The sequence below is a fragment of the Plantactinospora sp. CA-294935 genome (genome assembly GCF_050936445.1).
In the GTDB taxonomy this organism is placed as follows: Bacteria; Actinomycetota; Actinomycetes; order Mycobacteriales; family Micromonosporaceae; genus Plantactinospora.
The window spans coordinates 2,229,558-2,250,562 of sequence record NZ_JBNJMU010000001.1; the positions used below are offsets into that span (position 1 = coordinate 2,229,558).

A 21,005-nucleotide genomic window follows, 5' to 3' on the forward strand; every position below is an offset into this window, starting at 1 on the left:
GCGCCTGGGCGAGACGGTTCCGCCCGGCCGGTGGCCGGTAGGCCGGTCGGTCGCGGGATGGTCGAGAATGGCGGGGTGACCAGCATTCCCAACGTCCTCGCCAACCGCTACGCCTCGGCCGAGCTGGCCGCCCTCTGGTCTCCGGAGGAGAAGATCCGGATGGAGCGCCGGCTCTGGCTGGCCGTACTCCGGGCACAGCGCGATCTCGGCGTGCCGGTGCCGGACGGGGCGGTCGAGGCGTACGAGCGGGTGCTGGACCAGGTCGACCTGGCCTCGATCGCGGCCCGGGAGCGGGTGACCCGGCACGACGTGAAGGCACGGATCGAGGAGTTCAGCGCGCTGGCCGGGCACGAGCAGGTGCACAAGGGGATGACCTCCCGGGACCTGACCGAGAACGTCGAGCAGCTCCAGATCCGCGCCTCGCTGGAACTGGTCCGGGACCGGGTGGTCGCCTCCCTGGCCCGGCTGGCCCGGCTCGCCGTCGAGCATGCCGACCTGGTGATGACCGGCCGATCGCACAACGTCGCCGCCCAGGCGACCACGCTGGGCAAGCGGTTCGGCAGCGCCGCCGAGGAGCTGCTGATCGGGTACGAGCGGCTGACCGACCTGATCGGGCGCTATCCGCTGCGCGGCGTGAAGGGTCCGGTCGGCACCGCCGCCGACCAGCTCGACCTCTTCGACGGGGACGCGGCGAAGGTGGCCGAGCTGGAGCGCCGGGTCGCCGAGCACCTCGGGTTCCGCCGCGTGCTGGACAGCGTCGGCCAGGTCTATCCGCGTTCGCTGGACTTCGACGTGATCTCCGCGCTGGCGCAGGCCGCCGCCGCGCCGAGCAGCCTGGCCACCACGATCCGGCTGATGGTCGGCCAGGAGCTGGCCACCGAGGGCTTCCGCCCGGGTCAGGTCGGCTCCAGCGCGATGCCGCACAAGATGAACACCCGGTCCAGCGAGCGGGTCAACGGCTTCGCGGTGATCATCCGGGGCTACCTGTCGATGGTCGGCGAGCTGGCCGGCGACCAGTGGAACGAGGGCGACGTCTCCTGCTCGGTGGTACGCCGGGTCGCGCTGCCGGACGCGTTCTTCGCCACCGACGGGCTGTTCCAGACCTTCCTGACCGTGCTGGACGAGTTCGGCGCGTACCCGGCGGTGATCGCCCGGGAACTCGACCGCTACCTGCCGTTCCTGGCCACCACCAAGCTCCTGGTGGCGGCGGTGCGGCGCGGGGTCGGTCGGGAGACCGCGCACGAGGTGATCAAGGAGCACGCGGTCGCGGTGGCGCTGGCGATGCGGGAGAAGGGTGCCGCCGAGAACGACCTCTTCGACCGGCTCGCCGCCGACGGCCGGCTCGGGCTGACCCGGCCCGAGATCGACGAGCTGGTCGCCGATCGCGCCGGCTTCGCCGGGGCGGCGTCCGCACAGGTCCGGGCCGTGGTCGACCGGATCGCCACGGTGGTCGCGGCGCACCCCGAGGCCGCCGCGTACGACCCGGCGCCGATCCTCTGACCCGCCGGCCCTGACCGCCGATCCGCCGGCCCTTACCCGCTGGGCCGCCCGCCGGCCCGCCGGCCCTGACCGCTGACCCGCCGGGCCGCCCGCCGATCTGTGGGCCCTGACCGCCGGCCCTGACCGCTGACCCGCCGGGCCGCCCGCCGAGCGGGCCCAGCCGTCGACCCGCCGGGCCCGTTGGCGGCCGGGTCGCACACTGAGGCCATGCTCGACGACCTGGCCGACCGGGTGTCCCGGCTGGACCGTGCGATCGCGCCGATCGCCAACCGCCCCGTCGACCTGGCCGACCCGGAGTGGGCGGACCGGCTGCGGGCGGAACCGCCCGCAGCCGAGCAGGCCGGCGTGGCCGACGAGGCGGCCGTGGTCCTGGCCGCGCTCCTCACCCTGTACGCCGAAGGGGACGAGTCGACGCGTACGGCGATCCGGGGGCTGTTCCGGAAGCACCGGTCGTTCCAGTGGGGGGTCGGGATGTCGTTTCCGGCCGACACGGCGGAGCGGTTCCGGCGCCAACTGCTGCTGCTCTCCGCCCGCGACCAGGGCCTCGACACCCGGGACGAGATCCTGACACTCACCGAGCTGTGCCGGGAGGCGAGGGCGGCCGGGGTGGCGCTCGGGCCGGTACTCCGCGAGGTCGCGGAACTCTCCAGCGACGTCGACCGGTACGGCATGGGCTCGATGCGGCAGATCCTGCTCCGCTGCGTACCCGAATGACGCCTGCCTCGGCGGCAGCTTCCTCCGGTCAGTTACGCGGTGTCGGGGTGCCGGCGGCGCTGCCCAGGTCCGGTGCGCTGGGCGCCTCGGCGATCGCCCCGGAGTCCAGCGGCTCCGCCAGGTGCGCCGTCTCGGCGGCCACCTTCGGCTGGTCGCTGGGTGGATTCTCCGGTGGCTGCCGGACCGCCACCACCGCCGTGCCGTACGCGCACAGCTCCATCCACATCTCGCCGACCTCGCGGTGGTCGAACCGCATCCCGATCACGGCGTTAGCGCCGAGTCGGGTCGCTTCCTCACCCAACTTCTGCACGGCGTCGGTACGCCAGCGGGTGAGGTTCTCGGGCGCCTTGGGGTCATAGGCGCCACCACGGAGGTTCTTCACGCCTTCCCGGTACGGGTTCCGGGTTCGGGCCTGGGAAGATACGACCTCGCCGAGTACTGCGCGGATCTCGTACCCCGGTAGATGATCCGTCGTCACGACCAGCACACCTTGATGCTGGCAGAGCCGGGGCCGCCCGCTTTGTGAGGGCTGTTCACATCGCTCCAGTTTGCGAAACGGCGCGGCTGCCGCGAAAGGGCGCCGGGAGCCCGACACCTGCACCCACGCCGCCAAACGGCCCGGAGTTGACGGAAACGGCGCGGCGCGGACGTCCCAACGCAGCCGGAACGTCCGCGCCATACCCCTGAGGAGGGCGTGGAGTGGTGCCTAGACGCCGGAGACGGAGGTGATCCAGGAACGGTTGTAGGCGACGCTGCCGTAGTTCTGGATGCTCTGCCCGTCGGCGGTGGACGCGACACCCACCTGGGCGCCGTTGTAGACCTGCGGGCCGCCGGAGTCACCGCGCCAGGCGTTGCCGTTGATCCGGGTGCTGCGGATCGCCCGGCCGCCGTACGCGTCGGTGACGTTCGTGCTGGTCACCCGGACCGTGGCGGTCTTCAGGGTGGTGGACGCCGAGCAGCCGCTGTAGCAGGTCATCCCCCACCCGTAGATCGAGTTGGTGGAGTTGACCGGCGGGTACGCGCTGGACAGCGGCATGTAGCTGGTGTTGATCGAGGTGGACAGGTTCAGCAGCGCCAGGTCGTAGCGGCCGTAGCTGGCGGTCACGCCGCTGGTGGTGCCGCCGGAGGACCGGTTGACGCTGCCGACCCGCACCGACATCGTGCCGCTGACGCAGTGCCGGGCGGTGAGCACCCAGCGGGCCGCGATGATGGTGCCGGAGCAGGTGAACGAGCCGTTGCTGAAAACCGCCGCGGCCCACGGGGCCGACGAGACGGTGCCGCCACCGATGATGAACGGGCTGACCGGGGCGGCTGAGGCGACGGACGGCGCGACGAGCGCGCCGGCCAGGGCGGTGGCGAGCATCACCAGGGTTCGGCGAAGACGCACGGGGGGCTCCTTCCGGGGGGTTTACCCGGGGTCACCGGGTCGGTTCGAGCCGCCGTAGGCGGGAGGATGTCCGCCATACGGGTCTGGACACTCAACGTTCGGTGTTGGTAACCGGACGTTTGACGCCACACGCTAAGCCGTTCGTCACCTATCCACAAGGGTGAACCTCTGCGGCCGGTTTCCGACCCTCTCCGGCGGGCGACCGGGTCCACCGGAGACGCCCGGCGGGCACCCCCGGTCCGTCAGGGCATCGACGCGCCGGCCCGTGCGTCAACTCGCTGGTCGGCCGGGTACGCTGGCTCCGCTCGCCCCTTTCGTGGGCCGGCACCCAACTGCGTACACAGTCAGGAGTGCCCAGTGCCTCGCGTCGTCGTCGACGTCATGCTCAAGCCGGAGATTCTCGATCCCCAGGGCCAGGCCGTCGCGAATGCGCTGCCGAGGCTCGGAGTCACGGACGTGTCCTCCGTGCGCATCGGTCGGCGGATCGAGATCGAGTTCACCGGCCAGCCGGACCTGGACCGGGCTCGGGAGATCGCGGACAAGTTGCTGGCCAACCCGGTGATCGAGGACTTCTCGGTCCGGGTGGCCGAGGCCGGGGACGCCGAGGAGAGCAATCCATGACCGCCCGGATCGGCGTGGTGACGTTCCCCGGATCGCTGGACGACCGTGACGCGGCCCGGGCCGCCCGGATCGCCGGCGCCGAGGTGGTGTCGCTCTGGCACGACGACCCCGACCTGCACGGCGTCGACGCCGTGGTGCTGCCCGGCGGCTTCTCCTACGGCGACTACCTGCGGTGCGGCGCCATCGCCCGGTTCGCACCGGTGATGGAGACCATCGCCGCCGGAGCGCGGGACGGCCTGCCGGTACTCGGCATCTGCAACGGGTTCCAGATCCTCTGCGAGGCACACCTGCTGCCCGGCGCGCTCACCCGCAACCAGCACCTGCACTTCCGCAACCGCGACCAGGTGCTGCGGATCGAGTCGGCGGGCACCGCCTGGACCAACGCGTTCCAGCCCGGGCAGGAGATCCTGATCCCGGTGAAGAACGGTGAGGGCTGCTACGTCGCCGACGAGCGCACCCTCGACGAGTTGGAGGCGACCGGCCGGGTGGTGGCTCGCTACCTGGGCGGCAATCCGAACGGGTCGCTGCGGGATATCGCCGGCATCCGCAACGAGGCCGGCAACGTGGTCGGGCTGATGCCGCATCCGGAGCACGCCGTGGAGGCGCTGACCGGCCCATCCCTCGACGGGCTCGGCTTCTTCACGTCGATCCTCAAGCACCTCGCGGGAGTACCCGCATGATCGAACGGAGTGAGGTCATGGGCCAGCCAGAGCCCGCCCTCGCCGGCCAACCCTCGGCGCCCGATCCCGCCCCGGTGCCCCTCTCGGCCGTCGATGCGGTGGGCCGGATGGCTCCGGCGGAAGCGCCCGTACCCGGTCAGGCGATGCCGGTCGGCGGCGCCGCGGAGCTGCCGGTGAACGGCTACCCCGGCGGCGTGGACACCGTCTCGAACGCGGCGGCCACCCCTGGCGACCTCCAGCCGTACGCCGAGTTGGGTCTGCGCGACGACGAGTACGACCGGATCCGGCAGATCCTCGGCCGCCGCCCCACCCAGTCCGAGCTGGCGATGTACTCGATCATGTGGAGCGAGCACTGCTCCTACAAGTCGAGCAAGGTGCACCTGCGGCAGTTCGGCGAGAAGGCCCCGCCGAGCGACCGGCTGCTGGCCGGCATCGGCGAGAACGCCGGGGTGATCCAGATCTCCGACCAGCTCGCGGTGACCTTCAAGGTCGAGTCGCACAACCACCCGAGCTTCGTCGAGCCGCACCAGGGCGCGGCGACGGGTGTCGGCGGGATCGTCCGGGACATCCTGGCGATGGGTGCCCGGCCGGTCGCGGTGATGGACCCGCTGCGGTTCGGTGCCGCCGACCACCCCGACACCGCCCGGGTACTGCCCGGCGTGGTCGCCGGGATCGGCACGTACGGCAACTCGCTCGGGCTGCCCAACATCGGCGGCGAGGTCGTCTTCGACGCCTGCTACCAGGGCAACCCGCTGGTCAACGCGCTCTGCCTCGGCGTGCTTCCCGTGCAGCGGTTGCAGAACAAGGCCGCCGCCGGCCCCGGCAACGTCGTGGTGCTGCTCGGCGCCAAGACCGGGCGGGACGGCATCGGCGGGGTCTCCGTGCTGGCCAGCGCCACCTTCGACGACGGCAGCGCGCAGCGCCGCCCGTCGGTGCAGGTCGGCGACCCGTTCATGGAGAAGCTGCTGATCGAGGCGTGCCTGGAGCTGTACGACGCCGGACTCGTCGTCGGCATCCAGGACCTCGGCGGTGCCGGCCTGACCTGCGCGCTCACCGAGACCGCCGCCGCGGCCGGCACCGGCATGCGGGTCTTGTTGGAGCGGGTACCGCTGCGCGAGGCGTCCATGCAGCCGCACGAGATCCTGGCCAGCGAGTCGCAGGAGCGGATGCTGCTGATCGTCGCCCCGGAGAAGCTCGACGCGGTGCTTCGGATCGCCGAGAAGTGGGGCGTACCGGCCAGCGCGATCGGTGAGGTGACCGGTGCCCCGGAGGGCTCCGGTCCGGGCCGGCTGCTGGTCACCTGGCAGGGGCACACCGTGGTCGACGTACCGCCGGGGTCGCTGGTGGACGACGGTCCGGTCTACGCCCGCCCGATGCGGGAGCCGGCCGACCTGATCCTGCTCCAGGCGGACCGGGCCGAGACGCTGCCCAGGCCGGCCACCGCCGAGGCGCTCCGGGAGACCCTGCTCCGGATGATCGCCTCACCGAACCTCTGCGACAAGACCTGGGTCACCGAGCAGTACGACCGGTACGTGCTCGGCAACACCGTGCTGGCGCAGCCGGAGGACGCCGGGGTCATCCGGATCGACGAGCGGTCCGGGCTGGGCGTCGCCATCTCGGTCGACGGCAACGGCCGGTACGCCCGGCTCGACCCGTACCACGGTGCGAAGCTCGCGCTCGCCGAGGCGTACCGGAACGTGGCGGTGACCGGTGCGAAGCCGGTCGCGGTGACCGACTGCCTGAACTTCGGCTCGCCGGAGGACCCGGGCGTAATGTGGCAGTTCGCCGAGGCCGTACGCGGGCTCGCGGACGGCTGCGCCGAGCTGGGCATCCCGGTCACCGGGGGCAACGTCAGCTTCTACAACCAGACGGGTGCGGCGGCGATCCACCCCACCCCGGTCGTCGGGGTGCTGGGCGTGCTGGACGACGTCGCGCAGCGGGTGCCGATGGGCTTCGCCCGGACCACCGGGGCCGACCACGACCTGATCTTCGTGCTCGGCGAGACCCGGCTGGAACTCTCCGGTTCCGAGTGGGCCTGGGTCACCCACGAGCATCTCGGCGGGGTACCGCCGAAGGTCGACCTGGCGGTCGAGCGGGCGCTCGCCGAGCTGATCGCGGAGGCGGCCCGGGTCGGGCACCTGCGCTCCGCCCACGACATCTCCGACGGCGGCCTCGCCCAGGCGCTGGTCGAGTCGAGCCTCCGGCACGGCGTCGGCGCCAGGATCGCCTTGCCGGAGGGCTTCACCGCCGGCTCGATGCCGTTCGTCTTCCTGTTCAGCGAGTCGGCCGGCCGGGCAATGGTGGCGGTGCCGCGTGGGCACGAGAAGGCGTTCACCGCGCTCTGTGTCGAGCGGGGCGTGCCGTGGACCCTGATCGGGGTCACCGACGCCGCCGGAAACGAGCTGGAGATCCGGGACCAGTTCACGATCGGCCTGTCGGAGCTGCGCGCGGCCCACAGCGCGACCCTGCCGAGCCTGTTCGGCGGGGTCGCGGCGACGCTGGCCGAAGCCGTCGCCACCGGGACGAGCACGCCGGACCCGGTGCCGACCGGTGCCGACCGGCGCGCCGTCGAGCCGGTCGTCGACACCGACCCGGCCGAGCCGGACACCGCCGACGGGAGCGAACCGGTGCAATCCGACGCTGCCGCGTCCGCGCCGGCCCCCGGCCCGGAGGCCGCCGCAGGTCCCGCCGCCGTTGCCGCCCCGGACGACACGGCCGGCGCCAGTCCGGACGACACCGCCGGTGCCAGTCCGGACGACACCGCCGGTTCCGGTGACGCCGCTCCCGCGGCTTCGGCTCCGGCGGACGTCGCTCCGAGCACCGGTGCCGAGGACCAGCAGGCGACGACCCGGACCGACGCCGGAGATCGCCCGACGGATTGATCCGACCGCGCGGGGGTCGGATCAACCGGTGGCGGGGGAACTGCATCGTGACGGAACCAACAGGACCGGCCGAGTCGGTCTACGCCCAGCCCGGTACCGGCGCCAGGCTGGACTGGGGGCTGGCCGGCGCGGCCGAGTTGAGCCGGGTCTGCGCGGTGCTGGTGGTGGTGGACGTGCTCTCCTTCACCACGTCGGTCGAGGTGGCGGTCGCCCGGGGGACGCGGGTGCACCCGTTCCCCTGGGGCGCCCAGGCCGCCGAGTACGCCACCCGGGTCGGCGCGGTGGCCGCCGTCGGCCGCCGCGCGGTGACGCCGGAGCATCCCTGGTCGCTCTCCCCGGCGGCCCTGTACACCGCTCCGGTCGTACCGGACCTGGTGCTGCCGTCCCCGAACGGCTCGGCGATCAGTGCCGCCGCCAGCGCCACCGGGCTGCCCGTGGTGGCGGCCTGCCTGCGTAACGCCACCGCCGTCGGGCGCTGGCTCCTCGCCCAGGGGTACGGCTCGACCACGGCACCGATCGGTGTCGTCGCGGCGGGGGAACGCTGGCCGGACGACAGTCTCCGGCCGGCTGTCGAGGACCAGCTCGGCGCGGCTGCCGTGCTGGACGCACTCTCCACAGTGTCCGGCGGGCTCTCCGTCGAGGCGGCGCTGGCACTGGCCGCGCTGAACAGCCTCCCGGACATATCGGCGGCAGTCCGGGGCAGCGTCTCGGGGCGGGAACTCGCCACCCGGGGATTCGGCCAGGACGTCGAGATCGCGGTCCAGGTCGGCGTCTCCGACGTGGTGCCGGTACTCCGCAACGGTGTCTACTCGCCGGCCTGACCAGGTCCTTCCCGTCGCCGTCCCGGGTGTCGGACCCGTGCGCTGGTGAGAACCGGTAGGGGCCCGGCTCGCCGTCGCGAACCGGGCCCCTACGGGTCATCTCGTGCGTGCCGCCTCGGTCAGTCGTCCAACCAGTCGAGCGACCGGCGCTCCGAACGGCTCGACTGCTGCGGCGCGGCGGACCGGCTGTGCCCGGCCCGTGGCGCCTCGTCGTAGTAGCCGCCGCCAGCCTGCTGCTGGTCGTAGCCACCCCGGTCGTCGTAACCGTTCTGCTCGTCGTAGCCACCACGCGGCTGGTCGTAGCCGACACCGGTGGTCGGCTGGTCGTAGCCGGCCCGGTCGGCGTCGTAACCCTGCTGTTCGTAGCCGGCCCGGTTGTCGTAGCCCGGCTGGCCGTAACCGTCGTCGGCGCGGTCGTATCCGGCACCGGTACGCGGCTCGTCGCCGTAGCCGCCCTGGCCCGCGCCGTAGCCGCCGGCCTCGTAGCCGTCGTCGTCCCGGCCGTACTGCTGGGTGGGCTCGTAGCCACCCTGGCCGGCACCCGAGGACGGACGGTAGGCGTTGGTCTCGTACGGGTCGGCCGCCGGGCCGTACTCGTCGGCACCGCCCCGGCCACCGGTGTAGCGCCCCGTCGGCTCGTCGTACCCCTCGTCGTAGCCGCCGGCACCGTTGGCGGAGTATCCACCGCCGGAGACGGGCGCACCGTAGCCGGCACCCGAGCCGGGAGCGTTGCCGTAGCCGGCCCCGGAGGCGGGAGCGCCGTAGCCGGCACCCGAGCCAGGTGCGTTGCCGTACGCGCCGGCCCCCGAGCCGGGGCTGTCACCGTAGCCGTTGGCGTTGCCGCCCCAGCCCTGCTGTCCGGCGCCGTAGCCCGGCGTCTGCGGACCGGGCAGCGGCGCGCCGTACGGGTCCGGGAACTCGTCGTCGACCAGTGGGGCACTGTGCATCATGGTCGGTGCGTCGGCCAGGTTGCCGCCCCGGCTGACCATCGTCGGGTCGGCACCGGCCCGGTTGGTGACCCGGGTGGCGTCGTCGTCGTAGCCGCCCCGGCCGGCCCCCACGCCCGAGCGTGGCCCTGGCCCGCCCGGCCCGCCCGGCCCGCCCGGCCCGTCCTCGTCATCGCCGCCGTCTTCCTTGCGGCGCATCAGCAGCAGCACGATCGCGCCGACACCGAGTGCGACCAGCAGGCCGCCGGCCAGGATCAGTACCCACGAGCCGAGCCCGCCGGACTCCTCGTTGGCGGCCTGGTCCGCCGCCCCGGCCTCCTGGCTCTCCTCCGCGCCGGCCTCCTCGGTCGGCTGCTCCTCGGCGGCGTCCTCGGTCGGCTCGGCTGAGGTCTCCGGCGTCGCGCTCGGCGTACCGGCCAGGGCGAGTTGGATGCCCTGGTTGTTGATCCGGGCGCCGGCGGTCCCGTTCACGTCCTTGGTGTCGGTGATGCCGTCCTTGGTGGCCCGGATCTGGAGCCGCCCCGGCGCGATCGGCTGTTCCCGCGAACCGGTGAACCGGTAGCTGCCGCTGCTGCTCGTTTTGGTCGTGTGGGTACGACCCTGCCCGTCGGTCAGCCGGACGCTGGCATCGGGAACCCCGTCTCCGGTGGCCTCGTTGGTGATCCGCCCCGACACCTCGGCAACGGTCTGCACCTCCGGCGGAGGCGGCGGTGCCTCTCGGGCAACCAGCGTCACCTGTGTGCTGGCTTGATCCGACTCGCCGAGGAGACCGTTCTCCCTAGCCTCGATCGTGACGGTAGCGGCTTCGTTGTTGTTCAGCGCCGCCGATGATCGTCTGAGGGTCGCGGTGAAACTGCCGGCGTCCACCCTTGTCCCGGAGCAGCCGTCCACGCAACTGAGCCTTGAGTTGTTCGAGCTCACGGAGAAGTCGGCAGTGCCGCCGTCGGACAACCCGATGTTGAACCTCACCCGGACGGTGCCGTTGACATCGACAGAACTCGGGGAGGCGCTGACGTTTCCTACGCTTGCATCAGCCAACGCTGGTGTGGTGGGTAGAGCGAATACAGCGCTGGCTGCCAGCGCTACGACCACACCGGCCCGGGAGATCCAGGCTCGTCGGTGTGCTGTCACGTCCACCGCCTTCCGGGGCTCCACCGCCGACCCGTCGTCGGCCGGGGATCAACCCATACGACTACACCGTCGGCAACTATGCCTTGTCTGACCGGATGAGCGCGACCCAGGGGCGGCGAAAAATGCCACGAAGCCGGGTCGTATCGTCCCGACGTGTCCTCTCCGCACAATAAGTCCGCAGCGGTCGCAGCCGCACTGGCGGACCTCGACGTCGGCCGTAGGCCGGACCGGACGACGCTGCGGGACGCCGTTCGTGCCCTGCTGAGCGACCTGGCCCGGGCCGCGCCGGGTCGGGCGGTAGAGGTCCGGGTGCCACCCTATGGGGCGATCCAGTGTTGTGCGGGGCCCCGACACACGCGTGGCACGCCGCCGAACGTGGTGGAGATGGCACCGGAGACCTGGCTCCGGCTGGCGACCGGGCGGATGTCGTGGTCGGCGGCGGTCACCGAGGGCCTGGTGCAGACGAGTGGCAATCGTGGTGATATCTCCCCATTTCTTCCTGTCTAACCATACTTATCCATCACCATCCGTCACTTACAGGGGCCGTAACGTGGCTCTCTGTATCGGCTGCGGTTCGCGTACACTGTCTGAGTCGACGGAACCCGAAATCACCCGGGTGACAGGCGAGTCCGAGCAGATCAGCAAGAGGGAGCGGCAGGTGCCCCGAGGCGACGGCCGGTTGAGCCATGACCTCGACCCCCAACGACCCGGCCCACAGGACGCGTGCGGCGTTTTCGGAGTCTGGGCTCCGGGCGAAGAGGTGGCGAAGCTCACCTACTTCGGTCTCTACGCCCTCCAGCACCGGGGCCAGGAGGCTGCCGGCATCGCCGTCAGCGACGGGTCGGGCGTGGTGGTCTACAAGGATCTCGGCCTCGTCGCCCAGGTCTTCGACGAGCCGACGCTGGCGAGCCTGCGCGGCCACCTGGCGATCGGCCACACCCGATACTCCACGACCGGCGGTTCGACCTGGGAGAACGCCCAACCGACCATCCGGGCCAACACGGCGGGCACGACGATCGCGCTGGCACACAACGGCAATCTGGTCAACACCGCCGAGCTTGCCCGGGACGCGGTCGAGCGCGGCATGGACTCCGACGGGTCGACCTCCGACACCGCCCTGGTGACCACGCTGCTGGCCAGCCGCCCCGACCTGTCGGTCGAGGCCGCCGCGCTGGAGGTGCTGCCGACGCTGCGCGGCGCGTTCAGCTTCGTCTTCATGGACGAGACCACCCTCTACGCCGCCCGTGACGCGTACGGGGTCCGCCCGCTGGTGCTCGGTCGGCTGGAGCGCGGCTGGGTGGTGGCGAGCGAGACCGCCGCGCTGGACATCGTCGGGGCGAGCGTGGTCCGCGAGGTCGAGCCCGGCGAGCTGATCGCCATCGACGAGCACGGCCTGCGGTCGGCCCGGTTCGCGGCACCGGAGCCGAAGGGCTGTCTCTTCGAATACGTCTACATCGCCCGGCCGGACACCACGATCGCCGGCCGCAACATCCACGCCGCCCGGGTCAGCATCGGCCGGCAGCTCGCCCGGGAGCACCCGGTCGAGGCCGACCTGGTGATCCCGGTCCCGGAGTCCGGCACTCCGGCCGCGATCGGCTACGCGGAGGAGTCCGGCATCACCTACGGCGCCGGCCTGATGAAGAACCCGTACGTCGGGCGCACCTTCATCCAGCCGTCGCAGACGCTCCGCCAGCTCGGCATCCGGCTCAAGCTCAACCCGCTCCGGGAGAACGTCCGGGGCAAGCGGGTGGTCGTGGTGGACGACTCGATCGTGCGGGGCAACACCCAGCGGGCGATCGTCCGGATGCTGCGTGAGGCCGGCGCCCTGGAGGTGCACGTCAGGATCTCCTCGCCGCCGGTCAACTGGCCCTGCTTCTACGGCATCGACTTCGCCACCCGGGCGGAGCTGCTCGCCAACGGGCTGGACAACGAGGGCATCCGGCGGTCGATCGGGGCCGACAGCCTCGGGTACGTCTCCCTGGCCGGTCTCATCGCCTCCACCGAGCAGCCGAAGACCCGGCTCTGCCGGGCCTGCTTCGACGGGGAATACCCGATCGAGCTGCCGGCCGGGAACCTGATCGGCAAGCACGTACTCGAAGGAGTTGACCGCCGGGTCGCCGGCGCCGGGGCGGAGGAGGCGGTCCCGGACGGGGCCGCCCGCGGTCCGGGCGGTCAGCCGTTCGTGAGCAGTTCCAGTGGCGGCGAGGTGTCGTCGCACGCGTAGGCACCACGTCGGGCGGGCTCATGGGCACGACGCCCGGCGACAGGACCGGCCCGACCGGACACATCCGGCCGGGCAGCACGAAAGTCGAGCGATCCTCGACCGCTACCGACGCGGCCAGCCGCGAGAACCACAAAGGGGAGAACCGTGACGCACGTGACCGAGCGCAGTGGTGCAGGAAGCGGCCCGGGCGGCACCCATCAGCCCTGGACGGCGGGGATGGGCCGGTCCGGCCGCAAGCGCACCGTGTCGTACGCGGACGCCGGCGTCTCGATCCACGCGGGTGAGCGGGCGGTCGAACTGCTCCGGCCGAAGGTGCAGGGCACCCGGCGCCCCGAGGTGATGGGCGACATCGGCGGCTTCGCCGGCCTGTTCCGGTTGGACACCCAGAAGTACCGCAACCCGATCCTCGCCTCGTCGACCGACGGCGTCGGCACCAAGCTGGTCATCGCGCAGCAGATGGACATCCACGACACGGTCGGCATCGACCTGGTGGCGATGGTGGTGGACGACCTGGTCGCCTGCGGTGCCGAGCCGCTCTTCCTGCTCGACTACATCGCCTGCGGCGAGGTCGTCCCGGACAAGGTCGCCGAGATCGGCGCCGGCATCGCCGACGGCTGCCGGTACGCCGGCTGCGCGCTGCTCGGTGGCGAGACCGCCGAGCACCCCGGGGTGCTCCGTCCGGACGAGTACGACGTCTCGGCCACCGGCGTGGGCGTGGTGGAGGAGAGCGAGATCCTCCGCCCGGAGCGGGTCGAGGTCGGCGACGTCGTGATCGCGATGGGTTCGTCCGGCCTGCACTCCAACGGCTACTCGCTGGTCCGGCACGTGCTGCTCGGCGCCGGCCGGATGCGGCTGGACAGCGTGATCGAGGACTTCGGCCGGCAGCGCACCCTGGGTGAGGAGCTGCTGACCCCGACCAAGATCTATGCGCAGGACTGCCTGAAGCTGATCGCCGAGGCCGAGGTACGCGCCCTGGCGCACGTCACCGGCGGCGGCATCCCCGGCAACCTGGTCCGGGTGCTCCCGGACAACGTCGACGCGGTGGTCAACCGGGCCACCTGGCGGCCGCAGCCGATCTTCGACCTGGTTCAGGCCAAGGGCCGGATCGAGGACCAGGACATGGAGTCCACCTTCAACATGGGTGTGGGCATGTTCGCGATCGTGTCGGCCGAGGACGCCGACCGGGCGCTGGCCTGCCTGACCGGCCGGGGTGTCGAGGCCTGGCAGGCGGGTGAGATCATCGAGGGCACCGGCGAGGTGCACATGATCGGCCAGCACACCCGGGGCTGACCCGGCGCACGGCGGCCACCCCGGGTGCGACCCTGCCACCCGGGTCGCGACGCCGGGCCGAGTACAACAAAAACGCCAAAACCCGCATCCGCGATATTTGCCCGTGATTCTCGGCATACCTGGTCAGGACTTCACCGGGGTGGCTACCGCCACCTAGCCTGAGGGGCACCTCAGAGGCGGGGGAGGAGGGCCATGGCTGTCCGTGGACAGGAGTTTTCCGGCATGCGGGGGATCGCCGCGGTCCCCAGCTACGTGGTCATGCAGCCGACCACGCTCTGCAACCTTGATTGCGCGTACTGCTATCTCCCGCTGCGGGCGGCGAACCGCCGGATGACGGTACCGGTGGCGGCCGCGGTGGCCGGGCCGGTCAACGACTGGGCCCGGCACGGGCGGTTCTCCGTGGTCTGGCACGGGGGTGAGCCGCTCGCCGCCGGACGGGAGCACCTGGCGGCCCTGCTGGCGCCCTTCGACTCCTCGGTCGAGCACCACGTGCAGACCAACGCGACGCTGATCGACGACGCCTGGTGCGAGTTCTTCGTCGCGCACCGGATCCGGGTCAGCGTCAGCATCGACGGACCCCGGGACCGCAACCGGGAGCGGGTCGGCCGGGGCGGCCAACCGTCGTACGACCGGATCATGGCGGGCATCGAGGCGCTGCGCCGGCACGGGATCCCGTACTCGGCGCTCTGTGTGGTGAGCCGGCCCGAGCCGGGGCTCGCCACCGAACTGTACGACTACTTCCTCGACCTCGGCTGTGAGGTGCTCGGGATCAACATCGAGGAGACCGAGGGGGTCAACACCCGGCGCAACGCCCATCCGGCCGAACTGGTCAGCGGCTTCTGGGCGGAACTGGTCGCCGCCTGGCGCCGGGACCCCCGGATCCACCTCCGGGAGATCGAGTGGTCGCTGCGGTACGCGGCGGCCGTCCTCGACGGGGCCGAGGACGACGTGCTGCCCCGCGAGCTCGACCCCATCCCGACCATCGGGTACGACGGCTCGGTGGTGCTGCTCTCCCCGGAGTTGGCCGGCTTCTCCGACCCGGACTACGGCGACTTCACCAGTGGAAACGTCTTGGAGACCCCGTTGGGTGACATTCTCGGCACAGCGGCACGGACGCCGTGGGTGACGGAGTTCCTGACCGGCGTGGAGGCCTGTCGCGCCCGCTGCCCGTACTTCGGATTCTGCGGGGGCGGGCACGCCGCCAACCGCTACTTCGAGCACGGGCGTTTCGATGGTACGGAGACCGACCACTGCCGCAACAGCAAGATCCGTCTACTAGAGGGAGTGTTGGACCATGCCCGAGACCACGAGCCAACGGCCGCCTGAGCCCGTCGAGGCCGGACCGCACGATCCGCTGGCAGCCCGGGTCCTGGGTGCTCGGGCCGGGCTCACCACACTGCTGCGGGAGGCGGCGGAGGCGCGACGGCTCCGGGCCGAGGTGGCGACCGGCGGGGACGGCGCGGCTGCGGTCTGCGCCTGGAACCACTTCGAGAACATCCCGACGTTCTACAACTGGAACAACCGCCCCCGCTGAGCGCCCGAGGACGGCCGACCCGCCGGAGAGTCCGGTCCGTCCGCCGAGAGGCCGGACGTCCCGTTGTGCGGCGTACGACGGGTACGCGAAGGGCGGGTGGGGCCTTCCGGGAGGACGGGCCACGGCCAGCGGTAAGGACCTGCCGGCGGGGTTGGAGTCAGCTCCGTCCCCGGCAGGTCCTTACCGGTTGGCGTCCCGATCGGCGGTACGGCCCGCAGGCACTCGGACACGCGTGAGCACGCGGTGTTACCGCGTGCTCAGATGTGACCGGAGGTCAGCGGGTTGACGCCCAGTTGCCCGGGTCGTCGTCCGCGTCGTGATCCTCGTCATCGTCGTCGACATACTCTTTGTAGTCGTCGTCGAAGTCGTGATCCGACTTGCGGCTGCCGCCGAGTTCTCGCTGCAAGGCGGCGAGGTCGGTGTTCGGGGAGTGGTACTTCAACTCCCGGGCGACCTTAGTCTGCTTGGCCTTAGCACGGCCGCGCCCCATGGCTCGACCCCCTCGCACAGAATTCGGGGCAGCCCGAAGGCGGGCCCCGATGACGTCAGGCATCTCTCGTGGCTCTTACGGTACATGGGGATGCCCCGGTTCGGCACCTCGGGTTACCACCGCCCGTGCCCGCGCGTCGCGCGGACATCGACGGGCGGTTCCATTCTACTCAGTAAGGAGCGCCCGCCGGCCTGGCCGTGACGCGTTTGAGGCCTTCCAGACCCATCAGTCCAGTACAGCGTACTTTCTGCCTGATTAACCGGCAATCCACCGGACGTCCGTCCGGGAGGTGGGCGCCGAGCCGGTACCCGCATCGGCCCCACCCTCCGGGTACGGGGACCGGTCAGCGCAGGTGGATGGTGCGCAGCCGGCCGACCTCGGCCATCCGGCGCTCGGCGAGCCGGTCCGCGGCGACCGCCGGTGGCACCCCCTCGGCGTCGGCCAGCCGCAGGATCTCCCGGGTGGTGTCGAAGATCCGGGTGGCCCGCAGCTTGGCCCGCTCGAAGTTGAAGCCGTCGATCTCGTCGGCGACCTGGATCACCCCGCCGGCGTTCACCACGTAGTCGGGGGCGTACAGCACGCCCCGGTCGGCGAGCAGCTTCTCGATGCCCGGGTGCGCGAGCTGGTTGTTGGCCGCGCCGACCACCACCGAGGCGCGCAGCGCCGGCACGGTGTCGTCGTCCAGGGCGCCGCCGAGGGCGCACGGGGCGTACACGTCGATGTCGGAGGTGATCAGGGCCTGGGTGTCGGCGACCACGTCGACCTGCGGATAGGCCTGCCGGACCCAGGAGAGCGCCTTGGGGTTCACGTCGGTCGCCACCACCGAGGCGCCGTCGTCGATCAGGTGGCCGGTCAGGTGCTTGCCGACCTTGCCGAGCCCGGACACCCCGACCCGGCGCCCGGCCAGGGTCGGCGAGCCCCAGGTGTGCTCGGCGGCGGCCCGCATCCCCTGGAAGACGCCCCAGGCGGTCAGCACCGACGAGTCACCGGCTCCGCCGTGCTCGACGCTGCGGCCGGTCACGAAGCGGGTCTCCCGGGCCACCAGGTCCATGTCGGCGACGTAGGTGCCGACGTCGCAGGCGGTGTAGTAGCGGCCGTTCAACGACTCCACGAAGCGGCCGTACGCCCGCAGCAGCGGCTCGGTCTTGATCCGCTCCGGGTCGCCCCAGATGACCGCCTTGCCGCCGCCCAGGTCCAGCCCGGCGAGCGCGTTCTTGTACGCCATGCCACGGGACAGGTCGAGCACGTCGTGCAGCGCCTCGGCCTCGGTGGCGTACGGGTAGAACCGGGTGCCGCCGAGCGCCGGGCCGAGCGCGGTCGAGTAGATGGCGATGATCGCCTTGAGCCCGGTCTGCTTGTCCTGGCAGAACACGACCTGCTCGTGGCCGTCGGATTCCGGACCGTCGGTACTGGCGAATACGTCCATGTCTGGCTCCTGATCGCAGGTGGGCATCCTTGTGGGATGCGGCGGGAGGGGGCTCCCGGTGTGCCGGCGGGGGATGTTGCCGGCCTGCTCCGAGCCTAATCGTGATCGGGCCCAGGGTGGATCGCGGCGGGCACGCCCGAGACTGATTGGAGATGCTGGAGACTCCTCCGCTCTCGTTTCGTGGGAGGATCGCGCCGTGCCGTCGCTCTTCGCTTCCTACCTGCGGGTGTACGAGCCCTTGACCGCCTTCGATCGGGACCGGCAGCTCTTCTGGCGTCGCTACGTCAAGGAGGGCAGGGCGGTGGCCCCGCTGGAGGGGCCGGTACGGCAGCGGACGGCGGTGATCGAGGCGCTCGGTGCCGGCTGGACCCGGCTGCCCGACCTGCCCGAGGAGGCGTACGTCCTGGAGGCCGACGACACGCTGCTGGTCTGCCCCTGGAACCTGCGGGTACGGGTCGCAGAGGCGGCGCTGAGCGCCCGGGACGGCGTGCCTCCGGTGCTGGCCGACGCGTTCGTCCCGCCGGTGCTGGCCGGCCAGGCGAAGGCCGTGGTGGAGGACTGGCGCAGCGGGGCCCGGGTGCTGGAGCACGGGGTGCCGAGGCTGCACGAGCAGATCGCCACCTGGGGAGTGCCGCTGCGGTGGTTCGTCTTCGTCGACCCGGAGGAGCGCGAGCTGACCACCCGGCCGGACCGGCGGGTGCTGCGCTACCGCACCGAGATCTCCAAGGCCCGGCGGCGGGCCTCCCGGGGCCTGTCGGTGCTGCGCAAGTCGGTCGGGGACGCGCCGATCACCGAGGCCGTCGAGGAGGGAGCCCGGTGGCTGGAGGAGTTCCATCCCCGGTCGGTGGTGGAGCTGGACTACGGCGGACTGGTCGACCTGCTCCCGGACGAGGCGCTGGCCGCGGACGACTCCCCGGAGCTGGTCGCGGCCGGGCTGGCCGGGCTGTCCCGGGGCGACGCGGATGCGGCCACCGAGGCGTACGAGAAGCTCGTGGCGCGCTGGCGGGCGGTCCAGTTACTGGAGCGTTGCAATTAGCGAACAATGCGGCTCAGGGCCCATTGGGAGCGCACACAGGTGAATGCCCCTCGTAATATCGACGTCACGAGGGGCAATCGGCCGTCCGGTTAAGTCTTTTTCTGGCATAAAAAAGGACCATATATCGGTCATTGTTCATCCGTCCATCCAGGGACCTTCGGCCGTTCGGCCCATGTCGGACATCGGGGACTAGCCGGACCATGGGAGACGCGTCGGCCGGCGGGACCCCGGCCGATGTCTATAGGCACCTGTGGAGGAGTGACCGATGGCATCGCGTACGCATGAACCTGAGCCGCTACTCACGCCGGCAGAGGTCGCGTCGATGTTCCGTGTCGACCCGAAGACCGTGACCCGGTGGGCTAAGGCGGGGAAGCTCAGCGCGATCAGAACGCTGGGCGGGCACCGTCGTTACCGCGAGTCGGAGGTTCGTGCCCTGCTGCAGGGCCAGATCCCCCAGCAGCGGCAGGGCGACTGAGACTCGAAACCGAACGTCGAAACAGGGGTGGGGCTCGTACGAGCGTACGAATCCCACCCCTGAATCGTGTCCGGACAGTCAGTTCCCGGTCAGCACCGCGTCTTCCCGCTCCGCCCCGTCCACCAGCCGGCCGTCCCGCAGCGTCAGGACCCGGTCCGCCAGGTCGATCAGGGTCGGATCGTGCGTGGCCACCAGCGCGGTCATCCCTCGGGCGTGCACCAGCGCGCGGAGCAGGTCCATGATCGAACGACCGGTCTCCGAGTCGAGCTGGCCGGTCGGCTCGTCCGCGATCAGCAGCGCCGGATCGTTCGCCAGCGCCCGGGCCACCGCGACCCGCTGCTGCTGGCCGCCGGAGAGTTCGTACGGGCGCTGTGCCGCCTGACCGCCCAGCCCGACCAGTTCGAGCAGCATCGTCACCCGCTCCTCCCGCTCCGCCCGGCGCCGCTTCGCCAGCCGCAGCGGCACCCCGACGTTCTCCGCCGCGGAGAGGATCGGGATCAGCCCGAAGGACTGGAAGACGAAGCCGATGGTGGAGCGGCGCAGCTCCAGCAGTTCGCTGCTCCCGGCGGCGGTGACCTCGTGCCCGGCGACGTGTATCCGCCCGTAGCTCGGCCGGTCCAGGCCGCCGATCAGGTTCAGCAGGGTGGTCTTGCCCGCGCCGGACCGGCCCCGGATCGCCACCAGCTCGCCGCGGGCGGCGCTGAACGAGACCTCCCGGACCGCGTGCACCACCCGGTCCCCGGCGGCGTAGTTCCGGCCCACCCCCTCGACCCGGACCAGTTCCTCACCCATCAGCGGCCCCCTCTGCCCGTCTGCGTCCACTTCCGGTCCCCGGTGCCGCTCCGCTCCGCCGGTCACGACCGCTCACCGTCCCCGCCCGGCCGGACCTGCACGTGGTCCGGCTCCAGGTTGAGCCGGACCCGGTCGCGCAGGCTCAGCGCATCCACGAAGGCGGAGGGCAACTGCATCCGGCCCGACCGGTCCAGCAGCGCGTACTCCTCGGTGACCAGCTCCTCCACCCCGTCGGCGCCGAGCCGGGTGGAGCGGCGTACCTCGGAGGCGGTCCGCCCGTCGCGGATCGCGACCGTCCGGCGGACCTGGGACGAGACGGCGTGGTCGTGCGTGACCACCACGATGGTCACGCCGAGTTCGGCGTTGATGGTGCGCAGCGCGCCGAAGACGTCGGCCGCGGTCGCCTCGTCCAGCTCACCGGTCGGCTCGTCGGCGAAGAGCACCTCCGGGTCGTTGGCCACCGCGACCGCCACCGCGCAGCGCTGCTGCTCGCCGCCGCTCATCTGGTCCGGCCGCCGGTCGGCGCAGTAGCCGACGCCGACCATCTCCAGCAGCTCGGTCGCGCGCTCGCGGGCCGCGCGGCCGCGCAGTCCCCGGGCCAGCCGCATCGGCAGCTCCACGTTCTCCCGGGCGGTCAGGTACGGCAGCAGGTTGCGGGCGGTCTGCTGCCAGACGAAGCCGACGGTGTGCCGGCGGTACCGCAGCCGGCGCTTCGGCGACATCGTCAACAGGTCGAAGTCAGCCACCCGGGCGATACCGGCGGTCGGCACGTCCAGCCCGGAGAGGATGTTGAGCACCGTCGACTTGCCCGAGCCGGAGGCGCCGACGACGGCGAGCAGCTCGCCCCGGTCGACCACCAGGTCAAGCCCCTGAAGCGCGACCACCTCCACGCCCTCGGTCTTGAAGATCCGGACCAGCCCGTCGCAGACGATGTGTCCCCGCAGCCGGTCCTCGCCGCCGGCCCGGGCCGCCGCCCGCTCCGCGGCCCTGCGCTGGAGTACGGCGAGATCGGGCACCGCAGCGGCAGTCGTCGGACTCGCCATCAGTTCTCGTCC

Annotated in this window: 20 protein-coding genes; 13 read left to right on the top strand and 7 right to left on the bottom strand. The window is 71.8% G+C overall.

The window, feature by feature from the left end:
- Positions 1-75 precede the first annotated feature (75 nt).
- Together purB and ACQEVC_RS10045 are read left to right on the top strand one after the other, a co-directional pair.
- Positions 76-1,500 carry an adenylosuccinate lyase gene (gene purB / locus ACQEVC_RS10040; protein ID WP_432875495.1) on the top strand — a complete coding sequence of 475 codons (1,425 nt, stop codon included), beginning with the start codon at positions 76-78 and terminating at the stop codon, positions 1,498-1,500.
- Positions 1,501-1,707: 207 nt separating this feature from the next.
- Positions 1,708-2,214, top strand: a complete 507-nt coding sequence (locus ACQEVC_RS10045; RefSeq protein WP_432875498.1) for a hypothetical protein — start codon at positions 1,708-1,710, stop codon at positions 2,212-2,214.
- A gap of 28 nt (positions 2,215-2,242) precedes the next feature.
- On the opposite strand, the gene ACQEVC_RS10050 is transcribed toward ACQEVC_RS10045, so the two are convergent.
- Both ACQEVC_RS10050 and ACQEVC_RS10055 read right to left on the bottom strand, forming a co-directional pair.
- A complete protein-coding gene (locus ACQEVC_RS10050; protein WP_318398999.1) occupies positions 2,243-2,701 on the bottom strand; it encodes a YbjQ family protein in 459 nt (152 codons plus the stop codon).
- A gap of 219 nt (positions 2,702-2,920) precedes the next feature.
- Positions 2,921-3,601 carry a S1 family peptidase gene (locus ACQEVC_RS10055; RefSeq protein WP_432875502.1) on the bottom strand — a complete coding sequence of 227 codons (681 nt, stop codon included), beginning with the start codon at positions 3,599-3,601 and terminating at the stop codon, positions 2,921-2,923.
- Between the two features lie 357 nt (positions 3,602-3,958).
- Here ACQEVC_RS10055 and purS point away from each other — a divergent pair, with 357 nt between their 5' ends.
- The 4 genes from purS (at position 3,959) to ACQEVC_RS10075 (ending at position 8,605) form a co-directional block, all read left to right on the top strand.
- Positions 3,959-4,222, top strand: a complete 264-nt coding sequence (gene purS, locus ACQEVC_RS10060) for a phosphoribosylformylglycinamidine synthase subunit PurS (protein ID WP_318399001.1) — start codon at positions 3,959-3,961, stop codon at positions 4,220-4,222.
- Positions 4,219-4,902 (top strand): phosphoribosylformylglycinamidine synthase subunit PurQ, encoded by a 684-nt coding sequence (gene purQ, locus ACQEVC_RS10065; protein WP_432875506.1) that lies wholly within the window; start codon positions 4,219-4,221, stop codon positions 4,900-4,902. The genes purS and purQ overlap by 4 nt, the downstream gene beginning before the upstream one ends.
- Positions 4,903-5,045: 143 nt before the next feature.
- Positions 5,046-7,784 carry a phosphoribosylformylglycinamidine synthase subunit PurL gene (gene purL, locus ACQEVC_RS10070; RefSeq protein WP_432891251.1) on the top strand — a complete coding sequence of 913 codons (2,739 nt, stop codon included), beginning with the start codon at positions 5,046-5,048 and terminating at the stop codon, positions 7,782-7,784.
- Positions 7,785-7,831: 47 nt separating this feature from the next.
- Positions 7,832-8,605, top strand: a complete 774-nt coding sequence (locus ACQEVC_RS10075; protein WP_432875509.1) for a 2-phosphosulfolactate phosphatase — start codon at positions 7,832-7,834, stop codon at positions 8,603-8,605.
- Positions 8,606-8,724: 119 nt separating this feature from the next.
- Here the strand turns inward: ACQEVC_RS10075 and ACQEVC_RS10080 are convergent, their stop codons facing one another.
- Positions 8,725-10,227, bottom strand: a complete 1,503-nt coding sequence (locus ACQEVC_RS10080) for a carboxypeptidase-like regulatory domain-containing protein (protein WP_432875512.1) — start codon at positions 10,225-10,227, stop codon at positions 8,725-8,727.
- Positions 10,228-10,836: 609 nt separating this feature from the next.
- Here ACQEVC_RS10080 and ACQEVC_RS10085 point away from each other — a divergent pair.
- The 5 genes from ACQEVC_RS10085 (at position 10,837) to amcA (ending at position 15,731) form a co-directional block, all read left to right on the top strand.
- A complete protein-coding gene (locus ACQEVC_RS10085) occupies positions 10,837-11,190 on the top strand; it encodes a sterol carrier family protein (RefSeq protein WP_432875514.1) in 354 nt (117 codons plus the stop codon).
- Between the two features lie 151 nt (positions 11,191-11,341).
- The gene (gene purF / locus ACQEVC_RS10090; RefSeq protein ID WP_318399091.1) at positions 11,342-12,907 is read left to right on the top strand and encodes an amidophosphoribosyltransferase; all 1,566 of its coding nucleotides are present in this window, start codon (positions 11,342-11,344) and stop codon (positions 12,905-12,907) included.
- 144 nt (positions 12,908-13,051) lie between these two features.
- The gene (gene purM, locus ACQEVC_RS10095; RefSeq protein WP_318399006.1) at positions 13,052-14,197 is read left to right on the top strand and encodes a phosphoribosylformylglycinamidine cyclo-ligase; all 1,146 of its coding nucleotides are present in this window, start codon (positions 13,052-13,054) and stop codon (positions 14,195-14,197) included.
- Positions 14,198-14,419: 222 nt separating this feature from the next.
- Positions 14,420-15,523, top strand: a complete 1,104-nt coding sequence (amcB, locus tag ACQEVC_RS10100) for a cyclophane-forming radical SAM peptide maturase AmcB (protein WP_432891254.1) — start codon at positions 14,420-14,422, stop codon at positions 15,521-15,523.
- Positions 15,492-15,731, top strand: coding sequence for a multiple cyclophane-containing RiPP AmcA (gene amcA, locus ACQEVC_RS10105; protein ID WP_318399007.1), 240 nt, complete (start codon positions 15,492-15,494; stop codon positions 15,729-15,731). The genes amcB and amcA overlap by 32 nt, the downstream gene beginning before the upstream one ends.
- Positions 15,732-16,005: 274 nt before the next feature.
- On the opposite strand, the gene ACQEVC_RS10110 is transcribed toward amcA, so the two are convergent.
- On the bottom strand, positions 16,006-16,221 hold the full coding sequence (locus tag ACQEVC_RS10110) for a DUF3073 domain-containing protein (RefSeq protein WP_203867382.1): 216 nt from the start codon (positions 16,219-16,221) through the stop codon (positions 16,006-16,008).
- 343 nt (positions 16,222-16,564) lie between these two features.
- Positions 16,565-17,647, bottom strand: coding sequence for a Glu/Leu/Phe/Val family dehydrogenase (locus ACQEVC_RS10115; RefSeq protein ID WP_432875517.1), 1,083 nt, complete (start codon positions 17,645-17,647; stop codon positions 16,565-16,567).
- Between the two features lie 196 nt (positions 17,648-17,843).
- On the opposite strand from ACQEVC_RS10115, the gene ACQEVC_RS10120 reads away from it, so the two are divergent.
- Together ACQEVC_RS10120 and ACQEVC_RS10125 are read left to right on the top strand one after the other, a co-directional pair.
- Positions 17,844-18,683: a hypothetical protein gene (locus ACQEVC_RS10120; RefSeq protein ID WP_318399009.1), complete on the top strand. Its 840-nt coding sequence runs from the start codon at positions 17,844-17,846 to the stop codon at positions 18,681-18,683.
- A 265-nt stretch (positions 18,684-18,948) separates the two neighbouring features.
- A complete protein-coding gene (locus ACQEVC_RS10125; protein WP_007073996.1) occupies positions 18,949-19,158 on the top strand; it encodes a BldC family transcriptional regulator in 210 nt (69 codons plus the stop codon).
- Between the two features lie 78 nt (positions 19,159-19,236).
- Here the strand turns inward: ACQEVC_RS10125 and ACQEVC_RS10130 are convergent, their stop codons facing one another.
- Complete coding sequence (locus ACQEVC_RS10130) at positions 19,237-19,950, bottom strand: ABC transporter ATP-binding protein (RefSeq protein WP_432875529.1); 714 nt, start codon at positions 19,948-19,950, stop codon at positions 19,237-19,239.
- A gap of 62 nt (positions 19,951-20,012) precedes the next feature.
- Positions 20,013-20,993 (bottom strand): ABC transporter ATP-binding protein, encoded by a 981-nt coding sequence (locus tag ACQEVC_RS10135; RefSeq protein ID WP_432875532.1) that lies wholly within the window; start codon positions 20,991-20,993, stop codon positions 20,013-20,015.
- Between the last annotated feature and the right edge of the window lie 12 nt (positions 20,994-21,005).

Excerpts from the sequence above, each read along its gene's own strand:
- ACQEVC_RS10115 (WP_432875517.1), bottom strand. The coding sequence starts at position 17,647 with ATGGACGTATTCGCCAGTACCGACGGTCCGGAATCCGACGGCCACGAG.
- ACQEVC_RS10125 (WP_007073996.1), top strand. The coding sequence starts at position 18,949 with ATGGCATCGCGTACGCATGAACCTGAGCCGCTACTCACGCCGGCAGAG.
- purQ (WP_432875506.1), top strand. The coding sequence starts at position 4,219 with ATGACCGCCCGGATCGGCGTGGTGACGTTCCCCGGATCGCTGGACGAC.
- amcB (WP_432891254.1), top strand. The coding sequence starts at position 14,420 with ATGCGGGGGATCGCCGCGGTCCCCAGCTACGTGGTCATGCAGCCGACC.
- ACQEVC_RS10130 (WP_432875529.1), bottom strand. The coding sequence starts at position 19,950 with ATGGGTGAGGAACTGGTCCGGGTCGAGGGGGTGGGCCGGAACTACGCC.
- ACQEVC_RS10135 (WP_432875532.1), bottom strand. The coding sequence starts at position 20,993 with ATGGCGAGTCCGACGACTGCCGCTGCGGTGCCCGATCTCGCCGTACTC.
- purL (WP_432891251.1), top strand. The coding sequence starts at position 5,046 with ATGCCGGTCGGCGGCGCCGCGGAGCTGCCGGTGAACGGCTACCCCGGC.
- ACQEVC_RS10045 (WP_432875498.1), top strand. The coding sequence starts at position 1,708 with ATGCTCGACGACCTGGCCGACCGGGTGTCCCGGCTGGACCGTGCGATC.
- ACQEVC_RS10110 (WP_203867382.1), bottom strand. The coding sequence starts at position 16,221 with ATGGGGCGCGGCCGTGCTAAGGCCAAGCAGACTAAGGTCGCCCGGGAG.
- amcA (WP_318399007.1), top strand. The coding sequence starts at position 15,492 with ATGCCCGAGACCACGAGCCAACGGCCGCCTGAGCCCGTCGAGGCCGGA.